Origin of the sequence: Gordonia sp. CNJ-863, assembly GCF_001942325.1 — a bacterium.
Taxonomy (GTDB): domain Bacteria; phylum Actinomycetota; class Actinomycetes; order Mycobacteriales; family Mycobacteriaceae; genus Gordonia; species Gordonia alkanivorans.
The window spans coordinates 139,357-163,940 of record NZ_MKKG01000055.1 but is presented as its reverse complement, the minus strand read 5'-3'; the positions used below and the strand labels follow the sequence as shown (position 1 = coordinate 163,940).

Annotated in this window: 28 protein-coding genes; 17 read left to right on the top strand and 11 right to left on the bottom strand. The window is 67.0% G+C overall.

The genetic code is table 11. The annotated features are described in order from the left end of the window. The first annotated feature begins 65 nt into the window (after positions 1-65). Both BJF87_RS21035 and BJF87_RS21030 read left to right on the top strand, forming a co-directional pair. Complete coding sequence (locus tag BJF87_RS21035; protein ID WP_006357412.1) at positions 66-398, top strand: hypothetical protein; 333 nt, start codon at positions 66-68, stop codon at positions 396-398. Between the two features lie 71 nt (positions 399-469). Further along, the gene (locus tag BJF87_RS21030) at positions 470-1,756 is read left to right on the top strand and encodes an MFS transporter (RefSeq protein ID WP_075863871.1); all 1,287 of its coding nucleotides are present in this window, start codon (positions 470-472) and stop codon (positions 1,754-1,756) included. Here the strand turns inward: BJF87_RS21030 and BJF87_RS21025 are convergent. Beyond that, positions 1,737-2,339: a TetR/AcrR family transcriptional regulator gene (locus tag BJF87_RS21025; protein WP_006357414.1), complete on the bottom strand. Its 603-nt coding sequence runs from the start codon at positions 2,337-2,339 to the stop codon at positions 1,737-1,739. The two genes, BJF87_RS21030 and BJF87_RS21025, sit on opposite strands and share 20 nt — an antisense overlap. Positions 2,340-2,518: 179 nt before the next feature. Between BJF87_RS21025 and BJF87_RS21020 the strand changes: the two genes are divergently transcribed. The 6 genes from BJF87_RS21020 (at position 2,519) to urtE (ending at position 8,806) form a co-directional block, all read left to right on the top strand. Further along, positions 2,519-3,565 (top strand): oxygenase MpaB family protein, encoded by a 1,047-nt coding sequence (locus BJF87_RS21020; protein WP_006357415.1) that lies wholly within the window; start codon positions 2,519-2,521, stop codon positions 3,563-3,565. Between the two features lie 300 nt (positions 3,566-3,865). Further along, positions 3,866-5,149 carry an urea ABC transporter substrate-binding protein gene (gene urtA / locus BJF87_RS21015; protein ID WP_035751107.1) on the top strand — a complete coding sequence of 428 codons (1,284 nt, stop codon included), beginning with the start codon at positions 3,866-3,868 and terminating at the stop codon, positions 5,147-5,149. Positions 5,150-5,233: 84 nt separating this feature from the next. Beyond that, entirely contained in the window at positions 5,234-6,121 is an 888-nt protein-coding gene (urtB, locus tag BJF87_RS21010; protein WP_006357417.1) for an urea ABC transporter permease subunit UrtB, read from the top strand. Next, the gene (urtC, locus tag BJF87_RS21005) at positions 6,118-7,230 is read left to right on the top strand and encodes an urea ABC transporter permease subunit UrtC (RefSeq protein WP_006357418.1); all 1,113 of its coding nucleotides are present in this window, start codon (positions 6,118-6,120) and stop codon (positions 7,228-7,230) included. Before urtB ends, urtC begins: the two co-directional genes overlap by 4 nt. Continuing rightward, a complete protein-coding gene (gene urtD / locus BJF87_RS21000; protein ID WP_006357419.1) occupies positions 7,227-8,108 on the top strand; it encodes an urea ABC transporter ATP-binding protein UrtD in 882 nt (293 codons plus the stop codon). Before urtC ends, urtD begins: the two co-directional genes overlap by 4 nt. Positions 8,109-8,113: 5 nt before the next feature. After that, on the top strand, positions 8,114-8,806 hold the full coding sequence (gene urtE / locus BJF87_RS20995) for an urea ABC transporter ATP-binding subunit UrtE (protein ID WP_006357420.1): 693 nt from the start codon (positions 8,114-8,116) through the stop codon (positions 8,804-8,806). 1 nt (position 8,807) lies between these two features. Here urtE and BJF87_RS20990 read toward each other — a convergent pair whose 3' ends face one another. After that, the gene (locus tag BJF87_RS20990; RefSeq protein WP_035751111.1) at positions 8,808-9,551 is read right to left on the bottom strand and encodes a hypothetical protein; all 744 of its coding nucleotides are present in this window, start codon (positions 9,549-9,551) and stop codon (positions 8,808-8,810) included. A 65-nt stretch (positions 9,552-9,616) separates the two neighbouring features. Here BJF87_RS20990 and BJF87_RS20985 point away from each other — a divergent pair, with 65 nt between their 5' ends. Together BJF87_RS20985 and BJF87_RS20980 are read left to right on the top strand one after the other, a co-directional pair. Beyond that, positions 9,617-9,796: a hypothetical protein gene (locus BJF87_RS20985; protein ID WP_035751114.1), complete on the top strand. Its 180-nt coding sequence runs from the start codon at positions 9,617-9,619 to the stop codon at positions 9,794-9,796. 67 nt (positions 9,797-9,863) lie between these two features. Beyond that, on the top strand, positions 9,864-10,286 hold the full coding sequence (locus BJF87_RS20980) for a hypothetical protein (RefSeq protein ID WP_035751115.1): 423 nt from the start codon (positions 9,864-9,866) through the stop codon (positions 10,284-10,286). A 122-nt stretch (positions 10,287-10,408) separates the two neighbouring features. Here the strand turns inward: BJF87_RS20980 and BJF87_RS20975 are convergent, their stop codons facing one another. Both BJF87_RS20975 and BJF87_RS20970 read right to left on the bottom strand, forming a co-directional pair. Continuing rightward, on the bottom strand, positions 10,409-10,744 hold the full coding sequence (locus BJF87_RS20975) for a transglycosylase family protein (RefSeq protein ID WP_035751117.1): 336 nt from the start codon (positions 10,742-10,744) through the stop codon (positions 10,409-10,411). 274 nt (positions 10,745-11,018) lie between these two features. Next, on the bottom strand, positions 11,019-12,329 hold the full coding sequence (locus BJF87_RS20970; RefSeq protein ID WP_075863837.1) for a cytochrome P450: 1,311 nt from the start codon (positions 12,327-12,329) through the stop codon (positions 11,019-11,021). Positions 12,330-12,418: 89 nt separating this feature from the next. Between BJF87_RS20970 and BJF87_RS20965 the strand changes: the two genes are divergently transcribed. After that, entirely contained in the window at positions 12,419-13,012 is a 594-nt protein-coding gene (locus BJF87_RS20965) for a TetR/AcrR family transcriptional regulator (RefSeq protein WP_035751122.1), read from the top strand. A gap of 3 nt (positions 13,013-13,015) precedes the next feature. Here BJF87_RS20965 and BJF87_RS20960 read toward each other — a convergent pair whose 3' ends face one another. After that, positions 13,016-14,101 carry an NADH:flavin oxidoreductase/NADH oxidase gene (locus BJF87_RS20960; protein ID WP_006357427.1) on the bottom strand — a complete coding sequence of 362 codons (1,086 nt, stop codon included), beginning with the start codon at positions 14,099-14,101 and terminating at the stop codon, positions 13,016-13,018. A 56-nt stretch (positions 14,102-14,157) separates the two neighbouring features. Here BJF87_RS20960 and BJF87_RS20955 point away from each other — a divergent pair, with 56 nt between their 5' ends. The 4 genes from BJF87_RS20955 to BJF87_RS20940 all read left to right on the top strand — a co-directional run bounded on the left by BJF87_RS20955 (position 14,158) and on the right by BJF87_RS20940 (position 17,132). Then, the gene (locus BJF87_RS20955; protein WP_230461820.1) at positions 14,158-14,676 is read left to right on the top strand and encodes a hypothetical protein; all 519 of its coding nucleotides are present in this window, start codon (positions 14,158-14,160) and stop codon (positions 14,674-14,676) included. Positions 14,677-14,694: 18 nt separating this feature from the next. Continuing rightward, on the top strand, positions 14,695-15,477 hold the full coding sequence (locus BJF87_RS20950) for an enoyl-CoA hydratase-related protein (RefSeq protein WP_006357429.1): 783 nt from the start codon (positions 14,695-14,697) through the stop codon (positions 15,475-15,477). A 203-nt stretch (positions 15,478-15,680) separates the two neighbouring features. After that, entirely contained in the window at positions 15,681-15,869 is a 189-nt protein-coding gene (locus BJF87_RS26970) for a hypothetical protein (RefSeq protein ID WP_231380820.1), read from the top strand. 126 nt (positions 15,870-15,995) lie between these two features. Continuing rightward, positions 15,996-17,132 carry a Rieske 2Fe-2S domain-containing protein gene (locus BJF87_RS20940; RefSeq protein ID WP_006357431.1) on the top strand — a complete coding sequence of 379 codons (1,137 nt, stop codon included), beginning with the start codon at positions 15,996-15,998 and terminating at the stop codon, positions 17,130-17,132. Positions 17,133-17,189: 57 nt separating this feature from the next. Here the strand turns inward: BJF87_RS20940 and BJF87_RS20935 are convergent, their stop codons facing one another. Further along, positions 17,190-17,801, bottom strand: a complete 612-nt coding sequence (locus BJF87_RS20935; protein ID WP_035751127.1) for a TetR/AcrR family transcriptional regulator — start codon at positions 17,799-17,801, stop codon at positions 17,190-17,192. A gap of 107 nt (positions 17,802-17,908) precedes the next feature. On the opposite strand from BJF87_RS20935, the gene BJF87_RS20930 reads away from it, so the two are divergent. Next, complete coding sequence (locus BJF87_RS20930) at positions 17,909-18,661, top strand: SDR family NAD(P)-dependent oxidoreductase (protein WP_035751129.1); 753 nt, start codon at positions 17,909-17,911, stop codon at positions 18,659-18,661. 13 nt (positions 18,662-18,674) lie between these two features. Here the strand turns inward: BJF87_RS20930 and BJF87_RS20925 are convergent, their stop codons facing one another. The 4 genes from BJF87_RS20925 to BJF87_RS20910 all read right to left on the bottom strand — a co-directional run bounded on the left by BJF87_RS20925 (position 18,675) and on the right by BJF87_RS20910 (position 22,663). After that, complete coding sequence (locus tag BJF87_RS20925) at positions 18,675-19,427, bottom strand: IclR family transcriptional regulator (RefSeq protein ID WP_035751131.1); 753 nt, start codon at positions 19,425-19,427, stop codon at positions 18,675-18,677. Positions 19,428-19,689: 262 nt separating this feature from the next. Then, positions 19,690-20,364: an IclR family transcriptional regulator gene (locus tag BJF87_RS20920; RefSeq protein WP_006357435.1), complete on the bottom strand. Its 675-nt coding sequence runs from the start codon at positions 20,362-20,364 to the stop codon at positions 19,690-19,692. Between the two features lie 182 nt (positions 20,365-20,546). Next, positions 20,547-21,461 (bottom strand): biphenyl-2,3-diol 1,2-dioxygenase, encoded by a 915-nt coding sequence (gene bphC / locus BJF87_RS20915; RefSeq protein ID WP_035751133.1) that lies wholly within the window; start codon positions 21,459-21,461, stop codon positions 20,547-20,549. 29 nt (positions 21,462-21,490) lie between these two features. Continuing rightward, the gene (locus tag BJF87_RS20910) at positions 21,491-22,663 is read right to left on the bottom strand and encodes an acyl-CoA dehydrogenase family protein (protein WP_006357437.1); all 1,173 of its coding nucleotides are present in this window, start codon (positions 22,661-22,663) and stop codon (positions 21,491-21,493) included. Positions 22,664-22,903: 240 nt separating this feature from the next. Here BJF87_RS20910 and BJF87_RS20905 point away from each other — a divergent pair, with 240 nt between their 5' ends. Beyond that, complete coding sequence (locus BJF87_RS20905; RefSeq protein WP_006357438.1) at positions 22,904-23,389, top strand: nuclear transport factor 2 family protein; 486 nt, start codon at positions 22,904-22,906, stop codon at positions 23,387-23,389. 16 nt (positions 23,390-23,405) lie between these two features. Here BJF87_RS20905 and BJF87_RS20900 read toward each other — a convergent pair whose 3' ends face one another. Continuing rightward, positions 23,406-24,515 carry a 12-oxophytodienoate reductase gene (locus BJF87_RS20900; RefSeq protein ID WP_262339096.1) on the bottom strand — a complete coding sequence of 370 codons (1,110 nt, stop codon included), beginning with the start codon at positions 24,513-24,515 and terminating at the stop codon, positions 23,406-23,408. Between the last annotated feature and the right edge of the window lie 69 nt (positions 24,516-24,584).

Sequence of the window (24,584 nt, the reverse complement as noted above, 5' to 3'; positions counted from 1 at the left end):
ATGAGTAGTGCTACTCACCGGGGTTGGGGGTTTCGTGCGCAGGTCGGCATGGGTATGCCATCGGCATGAACGACGTACAGAATCCCACCGACCGCGGGCGACAGGACGTCGAGAAGAGGTGGCAGGACACCGGCAGTTACCGGTCCGCAGCCCTCTACGTGGCCGCCGTCGTCGGAGTCGGAGCCATCGCGTGTGCGATCTTCCTCGCCGTCGATCGCACGAACATCGTCCTCGCATCCCTGGTTCCCGGCGTATTCGTCCTCGGTGGTCTCGGCGCGCTGGTCATCGCCTACCGCACCTACCGCCGCGGCGGAACCTGGCCGATGTGGCAGGGCGCCGCGTGGTTCCTCTTCGCGTTGATGCTGGTGACTCTCTCGTTCCCGGCCATGGCGGGTTGACCGCGCCGGAGTCGCTGAGAAGGGTCTGACCGCGACGACCCCGTCCTCGTGACTGCGGCATGATGTCTGCCATGTCGACCCCGTCGCGCACCGGCACGCTCGCCGTCGGCACCATGGTCCTGCTCACGGCGCTCTACTTCGCGCAGGGCCTGCCGTACGGGTTCTTCAGCCAGGCGGTGCCTGTCATCCTGCGCGAGGAGGGATACTCCCTCACGCAGATCAGCGTGTACGGGCTGCTCTTCGCGCCGTGGGGACTCAAGTTCCTCTGGGCGCCGTATGTCGACCGGTACGGAACCCGACGCCGCTGGCTCCTCGCGATGCAACTGACCTCCGCGACGGTCGCCCTCGTCCTGGCCTGCATCGATCTCTCCGGGACGCTGGTCTGGCTCCTCGTCGGCATCGCCGTCATCAACCTGGCGTCGGCGACCCAGGACATCGCCACCGACGGGCTGGCCGTACAGACCCTCGGACCCCGACAACGCGGTCTCGGCAACGGGATTCAGGTGGGCGCTTACCGGGTCGGCATGATCGTCGGCGGCGGTGGGTTGCTGTGGCTGTTCTCGCTCGCCGGATGGCGGAGCCTCTTCGTCGCGATGTCGATCCTGCTCGTCGCTCTCACAGTGCCGGTCTGGTTCCTTGCCCGCACACCCGCGGACGCGACGACAACGTCGACCGCACAGGCGCATGTCTCGCGGATGACGCCGTCACTGCTCCTCACCGGTTGGCTCGCCCGGCTACGACGCCCCGGCGTTGTGGTGTTCATCCTGGTCGTCGGGGCCTACAAGTTCGGCAACTCGATGGGTTCGGCCCTCGTCGGCCCCTTCATGTCCGACATCGGCCTGAACCTGGGACAGATCGCCCTCGTCGAAGGGGCGTTGTCGTCGGCGGGTGCGCTCGCCGGCGCGGCCCTCGGCGGGTGGCTGGCGTTCCGCTACGGACGGCGTCAGGCCTTGTTGTTCGGCGGTGTCACCCAAACTCTCAGTCTGGCTTTGTATCTGGTGGCCGCATCCGGCGTCGGCGGGTTCTGGCTCGTGGTGAGTGCGAGCCTGGCCGAACACATTCTCGGTGGGGCGGCGACCGTCGCGGTGTTCACGCTCATGATGGACGCGTGTGAGAAGGGATACGAGGGCAGCGACTACACGCTGTTCGCCTGCACGGTCGTCGGCGTCCAGGGCGCGGCCGGGTTCGCGGCGGGCGTCGTCGGTGATCTGTTCGGCTTCCCGACCCTGTTCGGGACGGCCCTGGTGCTCTCGGGTATCGGCGTCGTCGTCATGATCCGCGCGCTCGATCGCGGTATGGGACCGGAGTCGATCCAGGCTCTTGCGCGCACTGGGTCGATCAGCGACGACCGGGGATGAGCGTGGCCAGGGCCTCGTCGACGACCCGTTCGAGATCGTCCCCGAGGCTCCCGGCGAGGAACTGTTGGGCGAGCTCGGCCATGGCGCCGGTGAAGACGGCCGCCCGCACCCGACCGGTGAGCGGATCGGTCTCCCGGGCGTCGGCCTCGGCGAAGGAGAGTTCGAAGAGCATGTTCTGAGTCGCGGCACGCCGCTGCGCGAGCACCGGATTGGTCCGTCCCTCGGTGAACAGGATGCGGCCGCGACGCGGGTCCTCGGACGCGTGACCGAGGACCGCGAGCATGCCGGCGCGGGTGCGTGCTCGGACCGAGTGACCTGCGGTGGTCATGGCGGCTTCGACCACTGCGCCCAGCTCGGCGGCAGTGGCATCGTAGACGGCGCCGAGTAGCTCGTCGGTGTCGGCGAAGCTCTCGTAGAAGTAGCGGGTGTTGAACCCGCAGTGTCGGCACACCGACCGCACCGACAACTCGGTCTCGGGTCCGCTGCCGCCGAAGATGTCGAGAGCCGCGGCGATCAGGATTGCTCGGCGCTCGGCGCGGCGGTCCTCCAGGGGGACGCCGGCCCATCGGGTCGGACTCGACATCGTTTCACCATAGACGGGCTGACCCGGCACGGAGCAAGGTCTGGTCACGTGTGTACCCAAAGCGTTAAAGTGGGTACAACCGTGACCGCATGACGACCGTGCCCATGTGGCGTCGTCGTATCGGTGGTCCGGGTCGGGGATGACCCGCTCCGGACGTCGGTATCGAGAAAGGACGATCGATGAACGTTCCCTTGGCGCCCCTACGGCTGCCGTCGACGGAATGGGTCCCGCTGGACCTGCCGCACGAGATGCTGGGATCGTGGCTCAACGGCAAGTTCGACGAGAACGTCCGCGCGAAGTTCTTCCGCGGGATGGAATTCGAGAACCCGGCCGGTGACCCCGGGTGGTTCGGACCGGACAGCGCCACCTGGTACGTCCACTCGCACACGCCTGCGCTGATCTTCGGACTGCAGAGCGCGTCGTACATCGAGCGCCTCGACCCCAGCATCTTCTGGATGGGCATGCATCACTCCCGTCTGGTCCGGCGACGTGAGGACGGCACCGCGACCACCGCCATCGATCCGGACGGTGCGATGACCCGCCTCGGGCACTCGCTCGCGTTCTTCATGGGGACCGCCTACGGATCGACGGAAACCGCTGAGCGACTCGCCCGTACCGTGCGGGCGATGCACCATACGATCAAGGGGGTCCGGCCCGACGGCGCCGCCTACGACGCCGACGATCCCGAGTGGTTGCGATGGAACTACGCGACGGTCGTATGGGGTATCGCCACGGCACACGAGATCTACCACCCGCGACCTCTGCGCGGAGCCGAACTCGACAGGTACTACGGGGAATTCGTGCGCGTGGGTCATGCGCTCGGCGGAACCGGCCTGCCCACCACCAAGGCCGACACCCTGGAATGTCTCGAGTCGTACCTGCCCCGGCTGGCCCTGACGCACGGCAACGCGATGGCCACGGGCGCCAATCTGCGGAATCGTGCTCAGGCGGCGGTGGATTGGGCGATCCGGGACATCCAGCCGCGCTGGGCCCAGCAACTCATCTCCTACCGGCCGCCGAACCCGGTCGAACGGCGCGCCCGCCGATCCGCCGTGTGGACCATCATCAACTCGGCCCATCTGTCGATGGGGGAGGCGCCGGAGTTCGCCGCCGCCAAGCGCCGCGTCGCCGGCGGCACCGACGTGCCCCATACCTTGCCCCGGTACGAACTCGGCTCCGATCCCGAGCTCAGTCGCACGGAGGTTGAAGCCGCTTTCTCCCACTAGGCCGTCGACTCGAAGGGCGGCGCATCCTAACGGATGTGTCGCCCTTTGTCGTCGAAAAAGCCATTCCCGCAACAAGATTCGCCAGTGTGAATCCGGCGTGAGCCTATCTGAAGCGGAAACAGGGAATTCATCTCACGTCACGCCGGTGTAACAAAGCCTAAATACGTTTACCCGACATACGCGAGATCGCTAACCAAGTAGCGGCGCGTATCTCATCGGGGGGTCGAGGTGCGGAGTTGCACCTGCTATCTGTCATGGCCCGCCTGAGCCGACCTGAGACGTATTGAGAAAGGCCTTCGGATGCCGTTTGATTCATTGCCGTCCGCCGTCACCCCCACACGCCGTAGGCGGTACGGAATCCTCATCCCGGCGGCGCTGTCCGCCGTCGCACTCGCGCTGAGCGCCTGTGGCAGCTCGGCCAGTGAGGACGCGGCTTCGGGCGCCGAGTCGTGCGTCGACACCTCGGGCGACACCATCAAGGTCGGTTCACTGAACTCGCTGTCGGGCACGATGGCGATCTCCGAGGTCACCGTGCGGGACTCGATCAAGCTGGCCGTCGACCAGATCAACGACAACGGCGGCGTGCTGGGCAAGCAGATCCAGCTCATCGGCGAGGACGGCGCCTCCGAGCCCACCATCTTCGCCGAGAAGGCTGAGAAGCTGATCTCGGCGGACTGTGTTGCAGCGGTGTTCGGCGGCTGGACGTCGTCGAGCCGCAAGGCGATGCTGCCGGTCTTCGAGGACAACAACTCCCTGCTGTACTACCCGGTGCAGTACGAGGGCCTCGAGTCGTCGAAGAACATCTTCTACACCGGTGCCACCACCAACCAGCAGATCGTGCCGGCCCTGGAGTACCTGAAGGAGAAGGGCGTCAAGTCCCTCTACCTCGTCGGCAGCGACTACGTCTTCCCGCAGACGGCCAACCGCATCATCAAGGCCTACGCCGCGGCCAACGGCATCGAGATCAAGGGTGAGGACTACACCCCGCTCGGCTCGACGGACTTCTCGACCATCGTCAACAAGGTCCGCACCGCCGACGCCGACGCCGTGTTCAACACCCTCAACGGCGACTCCAACGTGGCCTTCTTCCGCGAGTACAAGAACGTCGGTCTGACCCCGCAGGCGATGCCGGTCGTGTCGGTCTCGATCGCCGAGGAAGAGGTCGGCGGCATCGGTGTCGAGAACATCGAGGGGCAGTTGGTCGCGTGGGACTACTACCAGACCGTCGACAACCCGGCGAACAAGTCCTTCGTCGAGGACTACAAGGCCGCCTACGGCGCCAACAAGCCCACCTCCGATCCCATGGAGGCGGCCTACGTCTCGGTCTACCTGTGGAAGAACACGGTCGAGAAGGCGAACTCGTTCGCGGTTGCCGATGTCCAGAAGGCCGCCGGCGGAGTCACTTTCGAGGCTCCCGAGGGCCTGGTGACCATCGACGGCGAGAACAACCACATCACCAAGACCGCTCGTATCGGTGAGATCCGCGGTGACGGACTCATCTACTCGGTGTGGGATTCGGGCCAGCCGATCGAGCCGGACCCCTACCTCAAGTCCTACCCGTGGGCCGAGGGCCTGAGCAGCTGACGCGTCGTGCCCCGTCTCGCGCCCGTGCGCGGGGCGGGGCACACCCGTTGTTCTCACCGACACCCATGACGAACGGATGGTGACGTGGAAACCGTTATCGGACAGCTCTTCACCGGGCTGAGTCTCGGCTCGATTCTGCTCCTGGCAGCACTCGGTCTGTCCCTGACCTTCGGTCAGATGGGCGTGATCAACATGGCTCACGGGTCGTTCATCATGGCCGGCTCGTACACCGCGTACTCGGTGCAGGAATATCTGATCTCGAACGCCGGCGTGTCCCTGATCGTCTCGCTCGTCATCGGCTTCGGAGTCGGTGGCCTCATGGGTGTGCTGCTCGAGGTCACCCTCATCAAACGCATGTACGACCGTCCGCTCGACACCCTGCTGGTGACCTTCGGCGTCGGCCTGATCCTGCAGCAGCTCGCGCGCGACATCTTCGGTGCGCCCGCGGTCCGCGTGACCGCGCCGCCGTGGCTGTCCGGTGGCGTCGACATCCTCGGAGCGGTTGTTCCCAAGACCCGCCTGTTCATCATGCTGCTGGCCGTCATCGCGGTGGTGGCGATCGCCGTCACCATGAAGTACACCCCGATGGGGCGTCGTATCCGCGCGGTCGTCCAGCACCGTGATCTGGCAGAGACCAGCGGGATCTCCAGCCGGACAACCGACATCACCACCTTCTTCATCGGTTCCGGGCTCGCCGGTGTCGCCGGTGTGGCGCTGACCCTCATCGGTTCCACCAGCTCCAACACCGGTATGACGTATCTGATCGACGCCTTCCTGGTGGTCGTCATCGGCGGTCTGGGCCAGATCAAGGGCGCGGTCATCGCGGCGGTCGCCCTCGGCATCCTGAACTCGTTCATCGAATACAACACGACCGCATCGGTGGCCAAGGTCGCCGTGTTCGTGATCATCGTGATCTTCCTGCAGATCCGCCCCCAGGGCCTGTTCACGGTCCAGTCGAGGAGTCTCGTGTGAAGGACTATTTCAGCGGTCACTGGAAAACCTACGCGGGGTTCGCCGTCGCGGCGGTGCTCCTGTTCGGCGTCGCACCTTCGGTGCTCTCCGACTTCCGACTCAACCTGCTCGGCAAGTTCCTGTGCTTCGGTATCGTCGCGGTCGGCATCGGTCTGGCCTGGGGTCGCGGCGGCATGCTGACCCTCGGTCAGGGTGTGTACTTCGGTCTCGGCGCCTACATCATGGCGATGCACCTGAAGATCGCCGACGCCGAGATCCGCGGCGACGACGTACCGGACTTCATGCAGATCGCCGGTATCCGCGAACTCCCCGGATACTGGAAGCCGTTCGCCTCACCACTGGTGACGATCCTCGGAATCCTCGTCGTGCCCACCCTGATCGCGGTCCTGTTGGGCCTGGGTGTGTTCAAGCGGAAGGTCAAGGGAGCCTACTTCGCGATCCTGTCCCAGGCGCTCGCTGCCGCCTTCGCGATCCTGCTCATCGGACAGCAGAGCACCGGCGGCAGCAATGGCCTCAACCGATTCCGAAGCTTCTTCGGTCTCGCCCTGAACGACCCGGTGAACCGTCACCTGCTGTTCTACATCGCCTCCGCCGCCCTGCTCGTCGTCGTCGCGATCACCCGGCAGCTGATGTACAGCCGCTACGGAGAACTGCTCGTCGCCGTGCGCGACCAGGAGGAGCGCGTCCGCTTCCTGGGCTACGACCCGGCCAACGTCAAGGTCGTCGCCTACGCGATCGCCGCCCTGTTCGCAAGCATCGCCGGCGCCCTGTTCGTGCCGATCGTGGGCATCATCTCGCCCGCCGACGTCGGCATCGTGCCGTCCATCGCCTTCCTGATCGGCGTCGCGATCGGCGGCCGCACAACACTTCTCGGACCGGTTCTCGGCGCCATCGCGGTGGCCTGGGCGCAGACCAGCCTGTCGGAGAACTTCCCGTCCGGATGGACCTACGCGCAGGGCATCCTGTTCATCGTCGTCGTCGGCTTCTTCCCGGCCGGACTCGCCGGGATCGGCGCCGCGCTCAAGTGGCGCCGGAAGAAGTCGGCCGATCCGTCGCCCACCGGTGACATCGACGAACACACCGACAGCAAGGTAGGAGCCTCCTCATGAGCGGATCCGACACGGTGGGCACGGTCGAACCGGTCGCCGGTGGCAACGCCGGGATGGACAGCGACTACCTTCAGGTGCGCGGACTGTCCGTCGAGTTCGACGGATTCAAGGCCGTCACCGACGTGGATCTCACACTGCTGCAGGGTGATCTGCGGTTCCTGATCGGTCCGAACGGCGCCGGGAAGACCACCATCATCGACGCGATCACCGGTCTGGTGAAGGCCACCGGGTCGATCCAGAAGTCGGGTGTGGAACTCGTCGGCAAGAAGGTGCACCAGATCGCGCGCCTCGGTGTCGGCCGAACCTTCCAGACCGCCAGCGTCTTCGAGGAACTGAGCGTGCTGCAGAACCTCGACATCGCTGCCGGCGCGGGCCGATCGGTGTGGACCATGCTGCGCCGTAGACCCACCGAGATCCCCGAGCCGATCGCCGAGGCCCTCGAGACCATCGGCCTGCAGGACCTGCGTGACACCCCGGCCGGCGTCCTCGCGCACGGTCAGAAGCAGTGGCTGGAGATCGGCATGCTGCTGGTGCAGAACGCCTCGGTGTTGCTGCTCGACGAACCGGTCGCCGGTATGAGCCACGAGGAACGAGAGGAGACCGGAAACCTGTTGCGCCGGATCGGCGGTGAGCGGACCGTGGTCGTCGTCGAACACGACATGGACTTCATGCGGGCGTTCGCAACGTCGGTGACGGTCCTCGCCCGCGGTCAGGTGCTGGCCGAGGGCAGCGTCGCCGAGGTGCAGGCCAATCCGAAGGTCCAGGAGGTGTACCTCGGAACCGCCGCCGGCGGTGAGGAACTCGAGGAGATCGCCGCCGGATCCGACGGACCCGAGGCCGGGGACGTCCCCGCCGTGTCGACCGAGAAGAAGGGCTGAGCCGGATGCTGAAACTCTCCGGGGTGCACGCCGGATACGGCCGCACCGAGGTCATCCACGACGTCGACATCGAGGTCCCGTCCGACGGCGTGGTCGCCGTGCTGGGGCACAACGGCGCCGGGAAGACGACGCTGCTCCGGGCCGCCGTCGGACTGGTGAAGACCACCAAGGGCTCCATCACGTTCGACGGCGTCGACATCACCAAGGCCCGTCCGAGCGCGCGGGTCAAGCACGGCATCGCCTATGTCCCGCAGGGGCAGCAGAGCTTCGGCCACCTCACCACCGCGGAGAACCTGCAGGTGGTGGCCGACGGCCGCAAGCGCGGCAAGGAACTCATCGCCGAGATGCTGGACATGTTCCCGGCGCTGGAGGAACTGCTCGGGCGGCGCGCGGGCCTGCTGTCGGGTGGTCAGCGTCAGCAGCTCGCGATCGCGCGGGCCCTCATCACCGAGCCGCGGATGCTCATTCTCGACGAACCGACCGAGGGCATCCAACCGTCGGTGGTCGCCGAGATCGAGCAGACCATCACCACCCTCACCCGGCGGGGCGGACTCGGCGTTCTCCTCGTCGAACAGCACATCGGATTCGCTCTCGAAGCGGCACAACAGTATTACGTCCTCGAGAGTGGCCGGGTCACCTCGTCGGGCGAGGGCGGTACGGCTGCCGAGGCCACCGTTCGCGAGGCCATGACCATCTGACCTACCGGAGATGGACCGCGATCTCCGGTCCGAGGGTGTGCGGGGCGTGGAGGGGGAGGCGGTCGCCGCTCCAGAACCGGCCGGGGTCGAACCAGTTGGAGTCCTTGGTGGTGTCGAGGATGCTCATGTCGCGGTAGGTGATCGCGACCACTTCGGCGCAGTACGCCGCCTCGAGGCTCACCGGATTCGACGGCGAGACCTCGTGCTGCCGTTGCTCACGACGCTCCCGGACCTTTCGGTCGAGATAGGGGATTCCGCGCACCAGATCGGTGGAGTTGGGGACGCGACCACGGAACCACCGACCGGCCAGGCGTGCGGTGGTCGGGAACGGGGTGCCGTCGAGGCGTGCGATCACCTTGAGCAGCTCATCCTCCTGCGCCCGGCTGACTTCCGGACTCAGCTGACGAATCCAGCACGCTTGCTCGTATCGGACCATCCACTGCTCGACGGCCTCGCGCGCATCGTGCAGTTGGACCCCGCGGTGATTCGACCCGGTCCAGACGTCGGTCAGTTTGTCGCCGAGCTCGGCATGCCACAGCAGCGGCGGCAGATCGTCGATGCACACCGCCATGGCCACATGGTTGACCGGCGCATTGGTGAGTGTGCGGATGGCTCGGTCGGGGCCCGACTGGCCACGGAACAACCAGACGTCGCCGGTGCGGGTGGCCTCGAGCGCGGTGGTCAGGGAGACACCGCCGGACTCCCCGGCGAGATCGGCGCGGCGCGGTCTTCTGCTGGTGGGCATCCCCGAAGACTAGAGCGTGCGGGTGAAGACGGCCATCGGCCGCGGATGCGACTTATCCTGCCTCCATGAGGAATCTGTGGAAGTGGCTCGGGCTCGCCGGCGCCGTCGGGGTGGCCACCGGCGGTGTGCTGATCGCACGAGACCAACGCCAGCGCAAGGCCTACTCGGCCGACGATGTCCGCGAGCGACTGCATCAGCGTCTGGCGGAGGTCGACACTGCTGGTGGCGAGGACGAACGAACCTGAGGACACTGGTTGGCACGGTCGGCCCCCACGGCCGGCCGGGCAAGCCGAACCACAGATAGGGAACACCATGACCGACAACAGCGGATTCGGCGGAGGACCGTTCAACTTCGGCCCCGAGGACTTCGACCGCTTCGCACGCGAGGCGGGCGAGGGGCTGCGCGACGTGTTCGGCAAGCTCTTCGAGGGTCAGGCAGCGCCGGGAGCATTCTCCATGTTCTTCGATGAGGCGGCCCGGGGTCGCACTCGGACGCAGCCGCGGCCGGAGACGGCCGGTGAGACCGGGTCGGGTGTCTGGGCCGTGTTCGTCGTCGACGAGGACGGCGGCGCCCGTGTCGAGCAGGTGTATGCCACCGAACTAGACGCGCTTCGCGCCAACAAGAACAACACCGACCCGCGTCGCAAGGTGCGGTTCCTGCCGTACGGCATCGCGGTCAGTGCTCTCGACGAGGCGCTCGACGGGGAGCCGGGCGAGGACGAGAAGTCGGACTGAGAGGCTTCTCGGAGACGAATGAGGCCGGTGAGTCCGAGTGGACTCACCGGCCTCATGCCGTACGAAGCACGGCTCGTGCTTCTGGTGATGCAGTCACGGCACCTCAGGCGCCGGCGCTGCTATCAGAGGTTTGCGCCGCAGGTCGGCCACGCACCGGGGCCCTGGGTGGCAAGGACGTTCTCCGCGACGCGGATCTGCTCCTCGCGCGAGGCGTTCGCCGGGTTGCCGGAGCCGCCGTTGGCCTCCCAGGTGCTCTGCGAGAACTGCAGACCGCCGTAGTAGCCGTTGCCGGTGTTGATGCTCCAGTCGCCACCGCTCTCGCACTGGGCGACAGCGTCCCAGTTGCCGGAGGCGGCCGAGGCGTTGGAAGCCAGCATGCCGAGGGGGGCTGCGGTGAGGGCGCCGACGATGGCGGCGCGGGCGGCGAGCTTGGTCATGTGGGTCTTGCTGATACGCATGGTCTTCGTTCCTCCTGATCACCACCCGGGGTTGGCAAGGTGGTTGATTTCGGACGGGGCCGACCCTACGTGCTTGGTAACGGTCAGGTCACGTCAGGGTCGTGACCTGCAAGATTTCGGTAACGCATGGATAACGCCGTTAGCTTTGGGGTAAAACCCCAGCGCATCGCGGCATTCCGCGAGCGGACGCGAACCCGAGTGTTCGGACGTGTTCGATGACGAAGGTCACACCCTGGTAGTGGTGTGGACCACTTGCTTGCGAGGTCTCGCGAGACTATCGGCGCCGTCGGACGGCAATGCGTCCACCGCGTGCGGGCGCATAGGCGACGCCCCGGGAGAACCACCGCTCGGCACGGGCGTCGGTGGGAAGCAGTTCGAAGTCGCTCAGGATCGTCCGGAGCGCCACGTCCATCTCCATCGTCGCGAAAGCGGCACCGATGCAGCGTCGGGTGCCGCCGCCGAACGGCAACCACGCCGGTGACGGCGCGGTGCCCAGGAAGCGGGTCGGATCGAACCGCTCGGGATCGGTGAACTCGCGGCTGTCGTCGTGGAGCAGAGCGATGGAGACCATGACGTTGTATCCGCGAGGTATGCGCCATTCGCCGAGTTCGAGTTGGTCGGCGACGACGTAGCGGGCGGCGAAGTCGATGACCGGGCGGCTGCGCTGGGTCTCGAGGATGGTCGCGTGCCGGTACTCGGTGCCGCCTTCATCGACCTCGGCGACAAGTCGTCCCAGGACTTCAGGGTGGCGACGCAGGCGCTCGAACGCCCAGGCGAGCGTCGTTCCGGTCGTCTCGTGTCCGGCGGCGAGCATGGTCATCAGCTCGTCGCCGATCTCGTCGTCGCCCATCGACGCGCCGTCGTCGTAGCGGCTGCGCAGCATCAGGGCGAGGATGTCGTCGCGTTCCTCGAGTCGGGGGTCGTTGCGTGACCTGGTGATCAGGTCGCCGAGGAGTGCCTTGCCTTCCGCGCGCATGCGCTCGTACCGATGGTTGGGGTCGACAGCGCGCAGCACGCGGGGCAGGTTGGGGACGGTTGCGGCGCGGGAACCGACGGTGACCATCGGCGGGATGATGCGCCGCAAGTTCTCCAGATCTTCGCCGACAGCGCCGAACACCGCGCGGAGGATCACGTTGAGGGTGATCCGCATCATCGGTTCCATCGAGGCGAACTCGGTCTCGACCGGCCACGTGGAGGTCTCGGCCCGGACCTCCTCCTCCACGATCTGTTCATACGTCTTCATCCGCTTGCCGTGCAGCGGCGGGGTCAGCAGCTTGCGGCGTGCCCGGTGCTCCCGTCCCTCGAGGGAGAAGATCGACCCGGCTCCGAGGATGCGGCCCAGGTTGGGTTGGATGTTGATGACCTTGTCGCCGGCGGTGAACAGCTCGCGGGCGAGTGAGGCGTCGGAGATCACCACGGCCCGCCCGAAGACCGGGAGGTGCACGGTGAAGGCTGTGCCGTGCCGAGCGTGGAGGTGGCCGAAGAACAGTCGTCTAGAGGTAATCGCCGCCAGTCCCTGCATCGCCGAGGGGACGCGCGTGGCGGGCGGCAGATGCGGGTCACTGCGCAGGACGGATGTACTCATCGGCTCGAGGCCTCCCAGGTCTGGTACGTCGGCGTACCGGCGACGGTACGCGTGGGTACCGGGGAGGGCAAGAGGCATATGCTCGCTACGTGGAATTGTGGCCGAACGGTGCGACGTCGACGAGGGAGCGACTCCTCGCGGCGATGCTCGAGTGCATCACCGAATCCGGTTACCGCGAGACCACCATCGCCGACGTCGTTCGCGTGGCCCAGACGTCGCGACGCACCTTCTATCAGGAGTTCGCCGACAAGCAGGACTGCTTTTTCGAGCTGCTGCGGGAGACCAACCGGTTCATGATCGCGCGGATCGCGGAGGGCGTGGATCCCGAGGGGAGCCCGGAAGCGCAAGTGCGACAAGCGGTCACGGCCTACGCCACCACCAGTGACCGATACCCGGGACTCATGCTCTCGTGGATTCGCGAACTACCCGCGCTGGGCGGAGCCGCTGCACAGGTGAAGAACGAGGCGATGGATGACTGGGTCGACCTCTTCGTCGGACTCACCTCCACGCCCACGCTGGCCGCGGCCGGGGTGAAGCCGATCAGCCGGCAGCGCGCGGTGTTCCTGTGGGGCGGGGTGCGCGAACTGACGGCGAGTGCCGTCGAATCCGGATCACCGCTGAGCGACATCATCGAACCGGCAACGGCCGCTTGTTTCGCGCTCATGGGGCCCGCCCCGAGCTGACGATCAGCGCCAGGCACCCCGCAGATACTGCGGCGGGTAGGGCGCTTCGTCGCGGGAGAGGCCGAGTTCGTGTGCGGCGCGCTGCGGCCAGGACGGTTCGCGCAGGGCGACGCGTCCGAAGAGGACGGCTGTGATGTCGGCGTCGCCGGCGACTTTCTCGGCCTGATCGGGCTCGACGATCAATCCGACCGCCGCGGTCGGGACTCCGGAGTCCCGGTGGATGGAGCGGGCCAGGTCGACCTGGTAGCCGGGGCCGACCGGGATGTCGGCGAGCACATTGCCGCCCGAGGAGACGTCGATGAGGTCGACGCCGCGTGCGCCGAGGATCTCGGCGAGCCGGGAGGACTCGGCGACGCCCCAGCCACCGTCGCGCCACTCCGTACCGGAGAGACGGATGAACAGCGGCTTCGACTCGGGCCATACGGCCCGCACGGCCTCGACGACCTCGAGCACGATGCGGGTGCGGCCGGCGAAGTCGCCGCCGTAGGCGTCTGTGCGGGTGTTGGAGAACGGCGACAGGAACTGGTGCAGCAGATATCCGTGCGCTGCGTGGATCTCGACCACGTCGAACCCTGCCTCGTCGGCGCGACGAGCCGCCTGGGCGAAGGCGTCGACGACCTCGGCGATCTGCTCGGTGGAGAGGGCGACCGGATCGGCGTATCCCTCGAACGGCACGTCGGACGGGCCGACGGTCGTCCAGCCCCCGTCGTCGAGGGGGATGCTTCCGGACCGTTCGTCGAACGGCGAGTACGTCGACGCCTTGCGGCCCGCGTGGGCGATCTGGGTGCCGATGGTTGCGCCCTGTGAGTGCACGAAGTCGACGGTCCGCTTCCAGGCCTGCGCCTGGTCGTCGTTCCACAGTCCGGCGTCTTCGGGGCTGATCCGACCTTCAGGGACGACCGCGACGGCTTCGGTGAGGATCAGCCCGAAACCGCCGGCGGCGCGGGCGCCGAGGTGGGCGAGATGCCAATCGGTCGGGATTCCGTCGCCGGCGAAGCAGCTGTACTGGCACATCGGCGCGAGCCAGATCCGGTTGGGGATCTCGACATCGCGGAGCGTGATCGGTTCGAAGAGTGCGGTACTGGTCACGATTAGGGTCAACCGCCTCGACTCCAGGCTATTCCCCGGGCGGTAGGTTGAATTCCATGACGCAGCCCTCGCGAGATGCGCGCCGCATGCTCCTGCCTCTGTCGATGGTGGTGTTCGCCGCGGTGTGGACCGGAGTCGCCGTGCTCGGTTCCGACGAGATGGCCGGGCACATCGGCCTGGACGGTGAGGTCACCCGCTGGGACTCGAAGTGGGGGCTCCTGAGCGGTCTCGGTCTCATCGCGGTGCTGGTCGCGGTGCTCTTCGGTCGCGCCGAGCGGATTCTGTCGCGCATCCCGGCCCGCGCAGTCAACTTCCCGAGCCGGCGGCGCAAGGCGTACTGGATGGAAGGTTCGAATCGGGACGAGTTCAATCGCCGGATGGGCGAGGACCTGGCGTTGATGGGCGGCGCGACACTGCTGATGATGGCCTGGCTGCTCGCGGCGTCGGCGATCATCGGCAGCGGCGACAGCGCGTCGTGGACCTTGGCGATACCGGTCCTGACCTACCTGGTGGCCGTGCTCGGTTACACCGTCCACATCAGCGTCGGGTCGCGGTACGCGATCCCCGGCCACTGACACCGAAGGAGCCCGACGATGAGCGAGACGACAGACGCGGTGTCGGTGGAGGTCGACGCGCCGCTCGGGGTGATCACCCTGCGCGCGGCTCGGCGCCGGAACCCGTTGTCCACCACCACGATGAAGGCCGTCACGGCCGGACTCCGCCGATTCGACGAGGACTCGGACGTGCGGGTCATCGTGATCCGTGCGGAAGGTCCGGCCTTCTCGGCCGGGCACGACCTCGGTGAACTCGTCGACCGCACACTCGACGACGAACGCGCCGTTTTCGACACCTGCGCCGAGCTGATGCGAACCGTCCACGAGGTGCGCCAGCCGGTGATCGCGGAGGTCGCGGGCATGGCCTTCGCCGCCGGATGCCAGCTCGTCGCGACGTGCGATCTCGCGGTCGCCGGTCGCAGCGCGAAGTTCTCGACCCCGGGCGTACGGATCGGCCTGTTCTGCTCGACGCCGATGGTCGCGCTGACACGGGCCGTCGGCCGCAAGCGCGCCATGCACATGCTGCTGACCGGGGAGGCGATCGACGCCGAGACCGCTGCCGATTGGGGGCTGCTCAGCGGCGTCGTCGACGATGCAGATCTCACCACGACGGTCCGGGAGCTGGCGCTGCAGATCGCCGGCTCGAGCGCGCGTACGGTGTCGATCGGCAAGCAGGCCTTCTACAAGCAGATCGAGCTCGACGAGGCGTCGGCCTACGTGGAGATGGCGGAGACGATGGCGGCCAATGCGATGACGTGCGATGCGCAGGAAGGGATGTCGGCGTTCCTCGCCAAGCGTGCACCGGTGTGGACCGACAGCTGATCCCTCCGCTCCTGTTCCGCTGAGCTGAAATCGTGTGGTGCCCGACACATCCCGGTTCTTAGTCTTTCCTCATCCGAGGAAGGGATGGACCAATGCAGCCGCTCGTCTGTCAGACCTGCGACGCCCGCGTGTCAGTCGCGAAATACAGTCCTGCTCACACGAGCATCCAGTGGACCGCCGACGCCAAGCAGTCCTGTCATGAGATGGCGTCCGCGTCCGCCGTCGGGAACGCGAACTGCGGTTACGTTCTGCGCTGTGCGGCATTGGATCGCAGCATCGACCATGCGGTGACGCGCGGGGACATCCCGATGTCGACGAGGTCGGAGCCCCGTGTCCGTCCGCTGTCCGCCGGCGATGTCGTCGCCGGGTCCGCGGCCGTCGTGCCCTCCTGACCGTCGCGAAAACCTCATCCGCTCAGTCATTCTCATCGATCGCTTCGGGCATCACTCCCAGCTCGAGGCGATTTCTCGACGATTTCAGCCCCGTCAGTTCCAGCCCCTACACCCATTGGAGACATCATGACCGTCGAACAAGAAAGAATCGAGATCCGCAGCATCGACACCGGCACCAATCCGACGCGTTTCGCGCGCGGGTGGCACTGCATCGGGTTGGCGAAGGATTTCCGGGACGGCAAGCCCCATCAGGTCCAGGTCTTCGGTACCGATTTGGTCGTCTTCGCCGACTCGACGGGCGAACTCCATGTGCTCGACGCGTTCTGCCGGCACATGGGTGGCAATCTCGCCCGGGGCGAGATCAAGGGCGACACCATCGCCTGCCCGTTCCACGACTGGCGGTGGAACGGCAAGGGCCGCTGCGAATCCGTGCCCTATGCGCACCGGACGCCCAAGGTCGCACGCACCAAGGCGTGGACGACCATGGAGCGCAACGGCGTTCTGCTGGTGTGGCATTGCCCGCAGGGGACCGAACCCACCCCGGAACTCGCGATCCCGGAGATCGAGGGCTACGAGGACGGTGAGTGGAGCGACTGGACCTGGACGACGATCCACGTCGAGGGTTCACACTGCCGTGAGATCGTGGACAACGTCGTCGACATGGCGCACTTCTTCTACGTGCACTACCAGATGCCGGAGTTCTTCAAGAACGTCTTCGACGGTCACATCGCCGGCCAGCACATGCGCTCGTACGGACGCGACGACATCAAGACCGGTGTTCAGATGGATCTGCCGGAGGCACAGACCATCTCGGATGCCTTCTACTATGGCCCGTCGTTCATGCTCGACACCATCTACACCGTCGCCGACGGCACGACCATCGAATCCAAGCTGATCAACTGCCACTACCCGGTCACCACGAACTCGTTCGTCCTGCAGTTCGGCACGATCGTGAAGAAGATCGAGGGCATGTCCGACGAGCAGGCCGCCGAGATGGCGACGATGTTCACCGACGGTCTCGAGGAGCAGTTCGCGCAGGACATCGAGATCTGGAAACACAAGTCCCGCATCGAGAATCCGCTGCTGACCGAAGAAGACGGCCCGGTCTACCAGCTGCGTCGCTGGTACAGCCAGTTCTACGTCGACGTCGAGGAGGTCACCCCCGATATGACCCAGCGGTTCGAGTTCGAGGTCGACACCAGCCGTGCACTCCAGAACTGGCACAAGGAAGTGGAAGAGAACCTGGCTGCTCCCAAGGAATGACAGTCTTCCCCTCGCGATCTGGACAAGGTCGGGCCGAGGGGGCACCAGGTTTCACCCCTACGTGCCGAGATCGCCCGTCGCGCTCGCGGCGGGGTTCCGCATGCCGCTCACGAAGACCGTGATGATGGTGCGTGCCAGGTCTGCCAGGGTGTTCTCCGGCGTCGGGCGGAACCATCGCGAGGCGTGCCAGACCGCGTCGTAGATCAGCTCTTGGAAGACCCTCTGGTCGATGTCGGTGCGGAACTCGCCGAGGTCGACCCCTTCTGCGATCGCCTCCCGCCAGGCGATCTCCATCAGATCCGCGGTCGCCGTCATGTCGGCTTCCACGACCCGCTCGCGCATGTAATCGCCTTCGCGCCGCCAGATCGAGGTGGCGCCGTCGTACTGCTCGTTGGTCTCCAATGCGATCTCGGCGAGTGCCACGAGCCGCTCGACGGGCGCGAGACGGCGTGCCAGCACGTCCTCGCATCGGCTCGAGAGGTCGAGGATGTACTCCCGCATGATCTCGGTGACGATGGCTTCCTTGGACGGGAAGTAGTGGTACAGAGCGCCCGAGTGCACTCCCACCGCATCCGCGATCTCTCGGATCGTGGTGGCGGACACGCCTTTACGTGCGAAGATCGCCGCCGAGCGGTCGAGTATCAGCTTTCTGCGTTGCTGCGGATCCACAAATCCCCACCCCTGCCAGGTTCGGGCACCGTCCGTGCCGTGCACGGAGATTGTGCCACATTCATTGATCAAACGATCAATGAACCGTCTCGGAATGAGGAGTACACATGGTTCTCGATGATCGCGTCGCGCTCGTGACCGGCGCCGGCCAGGGCATCGGCCGGGGAATCGCCCTCGCGTTGGCCGCCGCAGGTGCGACAGTAGCCGTCGTCGGTCGTACGCCGGGCACGATCGAGTCAGTGGCCGGGGAGATCGTCGCCCGTGGCGGCAGCGCCGCACCGTTCACCTGCGACGTCACCGACGAGAGTGCGGTCTCAGCGCTCGTGGCCGCGGTGGCCGGGGAGTTCGGCGGTGTCGACGTGCTGGTCAACAACGCGCAGACGCCGGCGCCGGGGACCCTCCTCGAAATCGACGAGGCCACCTACCGGGCCGCCCTCGACTCGGGCCCGACGGCCACCTGGCGACTGATGCGCGACTGTCACCGGTACCTCCGCGGGGGTGGCGCCGTCGTCAATCTCGGTTCCGCCGCGGGTATCCGGTGGAATCCGTCGGGCACCGGCGCCTACGCTGCCGCGAAAGAGGCGGTGAGGGTGCTGACCCGAACCGCGGCCTGCGAGTGGGCGGCCGACGGTATCCGTGTCAATGCGATTCTCCCGCTGGCGAACTCGCAGACGATGGAGCAGTGGGCGCAGTTCGATCCGGAGGGTGCCGCAGAGTACCTGCAGACGGTCCCGCTGGGGCGTCTCGGTGATCCGGAGACCGACATCGGCCCGGCCGTGGTGTTCCTCTGCAGCGACGCCGCCCGGTACATCACCGGCCACACGCTCGCCGTCGACGGCGGGCAGGCGCTGGTTCGCTGAGGCCGGCCCCGGCTCAGCCCGCGCGCCGGACGGAACCGTTGTCGGACAGGGCCTGCCAGATCGCGTTCGCCGTCGCTCGGACAGGGGTTGCCAGAAGTGCGCCGTCGACCGTCTCCACCGGGCCGGTGACCGCGATCGCGCCGGCGCAGCTGCGCAGGTCGCCGATCGGTGCGGCCACACATGCCACGCCGAGGACGGCCTCGTCGCGCTCATAGGCTGTGCGGCGCTGACGTACGACGGCCATCTCGTTTCGCCGACGCGCCTCCTCGGCCGCCGAGGTCAGGACCTCGACTGTCGGCCTGCGACGCGCGGAACCGTTGTCGCAGAAGGCGAGCAGCGTCTTGCCCAGCGCCGTGCGTCCGGCGGGCTGCAGGCCCCCGATGTGCGTCGGCAGGGCGATGGGGCCGTATCCGACCTTGTCCAGGATTCGGACGTCGTTGCCCTCGAGCACGCCGAGGTGGACGACGAGTCCGGTGGTCGCATACAGCTCGTGCAGGAACGGATGCGCGATCTCCTGGAGTCCTGAACGCCGTCGGGCCAGCGCGCCCCACTCGAACAGTGACCGGCCGAGCGTGTAGGTCTGTCCGTGCCGTTCGACCCACCCCAGGTCGACGAGCTGGGAAAGGAGTCGATGCGCCGAGGATCGGGGGAGGTCCGTTCGATTCGACAGCTGTGAGAGTGTCAGCTCGCCGCCATCGCGGAACTCCTCGAGCAGGACCGCCGCACGGTCGATGACGGCGGGGGAGAAATCGTCACTGTTGCGCATGTGAACCTCCAGCGGGGCAGGCCGGGCGGTGGCCTGAGGGCGCTCGGTGGGGGCGCCCGGGGGACGGTCAGAGATCGATCGGGGCTCATTGATCAAGCGATCAATCAATAGGGAAAAGATAGCAGGACTGTGACGTGTGTCAAAGCCGTTTGCGCGAAAACGTCGAATCACAGCCGCGATGTGCATGGTGACCCGGTGGCGGGCTGTGGCAGCACGAACCGCCCGGCGGCCTGATAGGCCGTCGGGCGAGGCGGGGTGTTCGCTAGGAGAGTGAGTGCACCACGGCGCTCACGCCCCGGCGGAGCTCCTCGTCGGCGCTCGGATGGATGCGGGCGGCCGGGAAGGTCAGCGAGATCACCGCGACGCCCCCCGTGGACTCATGCGTCGCGCCCTGGCCGGCTACGTCGAATGTCGCTGCGAGACAGCGGATGTGTTCGCCGCTGTCGAGGGTGCGGTGGATGTCGTGGAACTGTGTCGGACCGCCGGCCTCATGCCGCGTCAGTGCCGCCCCCTCGGCCGTCTCACCCCGGCCGCGACGCTGGCCGACACGAGTGTCCAGGTTGGCGGCCGCCCACCGTCCGCCGATCTTCTCCAGCAACAGGACATCCTCGCTCGCGGCGACGGCCACGTGAACCGCGCCCCGTGTCCGACGGTAGAGCTGGTAGGCGACGGGCTGCGCCGCTTGGTGGACGCGGTCGTGTACCTGGGCGATCGAGCCCAACTCGGCCATCTTGGGGCCGAGGAGGTAGGTCGTGCCCTCGCGACGGATCCAGCCCACGGCCACCAGTTGCGTCAGCATCCGATGCGTGGTCGAGCGCGGAAAGCCGGTGCGTTCGGCGAGCTCGGTCAGCGTGAGACCTTCGCGATGCCGGAACGGCTCGAGCAGGAGGAGTGCGCGTCCGAGGACGGAGGGGGTCTGGCCGACTGGGGTGGTCACGATGCCTCCGACTATCAGCCCAGGTTCTCGGCCCGCGCTGATTGATTGATCGATCATTCAATGCGATGCTATCGCGCCCGGCGCGCGCAGGGAAGACGCTCGGGGACAAAAACGACGGAGCACCGCGACGACGTCGTCGCGGTGCTCCTCTGTGTGGCCGAGAGGCCGAGTGGTCGGGATGCTCAGCCCTCGCCGACCGGGATGAACGCCTTCAACGGCTCCGAGCCGCTCTGATCATGGCCCCAGTAGGCGTCGGCGGTGATCTCCTCGGAGGTGTAGTGCCGCTCGTCGACGAGCATTCCCTCCGTGCCGAACTCCAGGTCCCAGCCGCCGGGGGCCCGGACATAGAACGAGATCATCTTGTCGTTGGTGTGCCGGCCCAGCGTCGACGAGATCGAGAACTTCTGCTGGTTCACCCGGTCGAGTGCCTGACCGACCGCGTCGAGGGTGTCCACCTCGGTCATCAGGTGCACCAGGCCGGGCTCCTCGGTCGGCGGGGCCGGGCACAGCGCGAGGCTGTGGTGCCGCTCGTTGATGCCGAGGAAGCGGACGCGGGCCAGGCCCTCTTCGTCGAGCCTGATGGAGCCGCGCGGCAGGAAGCCGAGCACCTGGGTGTAGAAGTCGTACGACTCGGCGAACTGGGCGCTCGGGAGCACCACGTGTCCCAGTCCGAGGCCGCCGGTGACCCAGCGTCCGCCGAAGGGCGTCACGACGGGGCTGTGGTCGAGCACCGGACCGTAGAAGACCTCGAGCCGGGTTCCGGCCGGATCGTCGAAGGCGATGGCGCCCTCGGCGTCGATGTAGCCGGCTTCCTTGCGGGACATCACCGTGACGGCGACGCCGGCGGCCTCCACTGCCTGACGGACGCGTTCGAGTGCGAACTCGTCACGCACCTCCCAGCCGACGGCCAGTGCCTTGTCGGAATCGCCGGGCAGTACGGCGATCCGCGAACGACGCTCGTCGATCCGCGCGTACAGTGCGTCGGCTTCGGGGCCGCTGCCCACGGCCATGCCCAGGCCGTCGATCAGCAGCTCGCGCCAGCGCGAGACATCGGTGCTCTGGACTCGCAGGAAGCCGAGTCCGCGTAGTTCTGTCATCGTTGTCATCCTCGAGAAGTGTTGTCGGGTCAGATCATCGCGCGGTAGGCGCCCTGCGGGTCGCCACCGAGTTGGGTGAGGGCGGCCGAGTGGTAGATCAGTCCGGGGACGTGGATCGCGTGGGTCAGGCCGACGTGCGCGTCACGCCAGAAGCGCTGCATCGGGGTGTTGAGATGAGCCGCTGCGCCGCCGGCGCGGGCGAAGATCTCGTCCATCGCCCTGGTTGCGCGCCACGCGGCCGACACCTGCGTCCGGCGCCCCTCGGCCCGCTCGGCGAAGCTGATCTCCACGCCCTTCTCGGTCTTGTCCCAGAACCGGTCGACCATCTCCAGCAGGGAGACCCGCGACGCGGAGATCTCCGCTGCGGCCTCACTGATGGCGAACAGGACGTAGGGGTCCTCCTTGATCGGGATGCCGCTGACCTGGACGCGCTCCTTCTGGGCCGCGACGTAGCAGGCGAGTGCGCCCTCGGTCATGCCGATGAGTGCGGAGGTGATGCCCAGCGGGAAGATGTAGGAGAACGGGAACTTGTAGAGGGTCTCGTCACGTCCGGCGTGCTTCCAGCCCTGACCGCTCAGGACGATTTCCGCGTCGATGGTGCGGTAGGTGGGGATGAAGGCGTCCTTGACGATCAGGTCCTTGGAGCCGGTGCCGCGGAGTCCCACGACATTCCAGCTGTCGGCGTCGATCTCGTAGTCCGAACGCGGCAGCACGACGTGGAGGATCTGACCGGTGCGGTTGCCGTCCTTGTCGCCCACCGCGGCACCGATCATGACCCAGCCGCAGTGGTCGGTGCCCGAGGAGAAGGACCAGCGACCGTTGAGGACGTAGCCGCCGTCGGTCGGCACGGCCACACCCATCGGTGCGTACGGGGAGGCCATCCACATGTCGTTGTCGGCGCCCCAGATCTCGTTCTGCGCCTTGTCGTCGAAGGCGGCGAGTGCCCACGGGTGGACGCCGACGATGCCGGCGACCCAGCCGGTCGCGCCGTCGAGTGCCGCTGTGGCCATGACGGTCTCGGCGAACTCGCGAGGGTGCGATTCGAAGCCGCCGTACTCCTTCGGCTGCAACATCCGGATGACCCCCGAGTCGCGCAGGCTCTTCGCCGACGCATCGGTCAGACGCATCAGCGTCTCGCCCTCAGCGGCATCCGCGCGGATCTCGTCCGCGTGCTGCATGATTCTGTCCAATACCTGGCCCATGATGTGACCCTTCCTCGGGACGGCCTCGAGACGGCCGGAGACTTCCGTGTTCCTCCGAACGCACCCGCCTGGTCGGTGCAGGTGTGATGCGTCCTACATTCGCAGTGAGTGTGCGCTCGGCGCACGGGAGTTTCAGTTGAACGGGACAGCGGTGGTGGCCTCGGCCGGGTAGGCGGTAGGAAAGTGGTTGAACGGCCACCGCTTCCGACACCACAGGTCGTCTCGGAGAAGGGATCGCAGATGACAGACATCCAGGAGAAGCTCGACGCTCTGCTCGACCGGGTTCGGGTCCTCGAGGACAGAGCAGCCATCGGTGACGTGCTGAGTGCCTACGGCCCGGCCGTCGACGCGGGCGATGCCGAGGCGGTGGGCAGGCTGTGGGCGCCGGATGCCGTGTACGACCTCGACATCGGCGTCATGAACGGGCGGGCGGCGATCACCGAGATGGTGCGGACCTCACCCCACCAGGACTACATCCACGGTGGATGCGGACATCTCTTGGACCCCATCAACATCCGCCTCGACGGTGACACCGCGGTGGCGACCTGCCACTCCCTTCTCGTGCGCCGCAACACCGACGAGGATTCGTTCCGGGTGTGGCGCGCGAGCGCCAACCGTTTCGAGCTCGCGCGCATCGACGGGGAGTGGAAGATCACGCGTCGGACCGCCCGGCTGCTCGACGGCAGTGCCGACGCGCGCGAACTGCTCGGGCGCGCGTCGGACTGAACCGGCGGAAGGCGTCTCAGACCAGGCTGCCCTCGTGGACCGCACGATCGAACGCGGTCAGCGGGGCGCCGGTCCGCAGAGCGGTTGCCAGCCCCGGGTTGGCCAGGTGCAGTCGGCCGATCGCGATCAGATCGAACTCGCCGGATGCGATGCGGTCGTCCACCTCGCCGATGTTGTCCACCAGCGGCGCCGCACCCTCGATACGGCTGTCGCGCATGGGCTTACCGAGTCCCACGCTGCCCACGGCCATGACGCGAGCGCCGGTGAGCATCTTCGCCCAGCCCGCCAGGGACAGGTCGCTGCCCTCGAAGGCCGGCAGGTCGAATCGTCGGATGCTGGCGTCGAAGACGTCCACCCCGGCGTCGGCGAGCGTCCCGAGGATCACCCCGAGTTCATCGGGGGTTTCTGCGATGCGGGCGGTGTAGTCCTGCTGTTTGTGCTGGGAGAAGCGGAAGAAGATCGGTAGGTCGGGCCCGATCTCCGCGCGGATCGCCTTGACCACTTCGGCGGGGAAGAGGGTACGCGCGTGCAGGTCTCGTCCCCAGCGGTCATTGCGACGGTTGGTGTCGGCCCACAGGAATGCGTCGAGCAGATAACCGTGACCGCCATGCAGTGCGATACCGTCGAAGCCGACCTCGACCGCGTTCGCGGCCGCTGACACGAAAGCGCCGATGACATCGTCGATGTCGCGCTCGGTCATGGGCGGGGTCTCCGGCAGCGAGCGTGCCACGTAGTCATCGGAGTACGAGGTGACCCCGGGGGTGCCCCACCGGCCCGAGGGTCGCATCGGGCGGATCGCCGGGTCGACCTCACACATCGCGCCCCACAGCGCTCCCACGTGCCAGAGTTGCGGGACGATGCGCCCGCCTGCTGCGTGCACCTCGTCGACGACGGTTCGCCAGCCGGTCAGGGCGGCGTCGCCGTACATCCGCGGGACCGCCGGATTGTCCACCGCCGCCACGTGATCGATCGCCACGCCTTCGGTGACGATCAGACCGGTGCCGCCGGCGGCGCGTCGTGCGTAGTAGTGCGCGACGTCGGAGCCGGGGACACCGCCGGGGGAGGAGGACCGGGTCATCGCCGACATCGCAATCCGGTTGGGCAGCTCCATTCCCCGAATGCGCAGCGGCTCGAAGAGAGCGGAGGGGTTGTCGGGTGGCGCAGTGTGCTCGTCGGACGCGGGAAGACCGTCGGA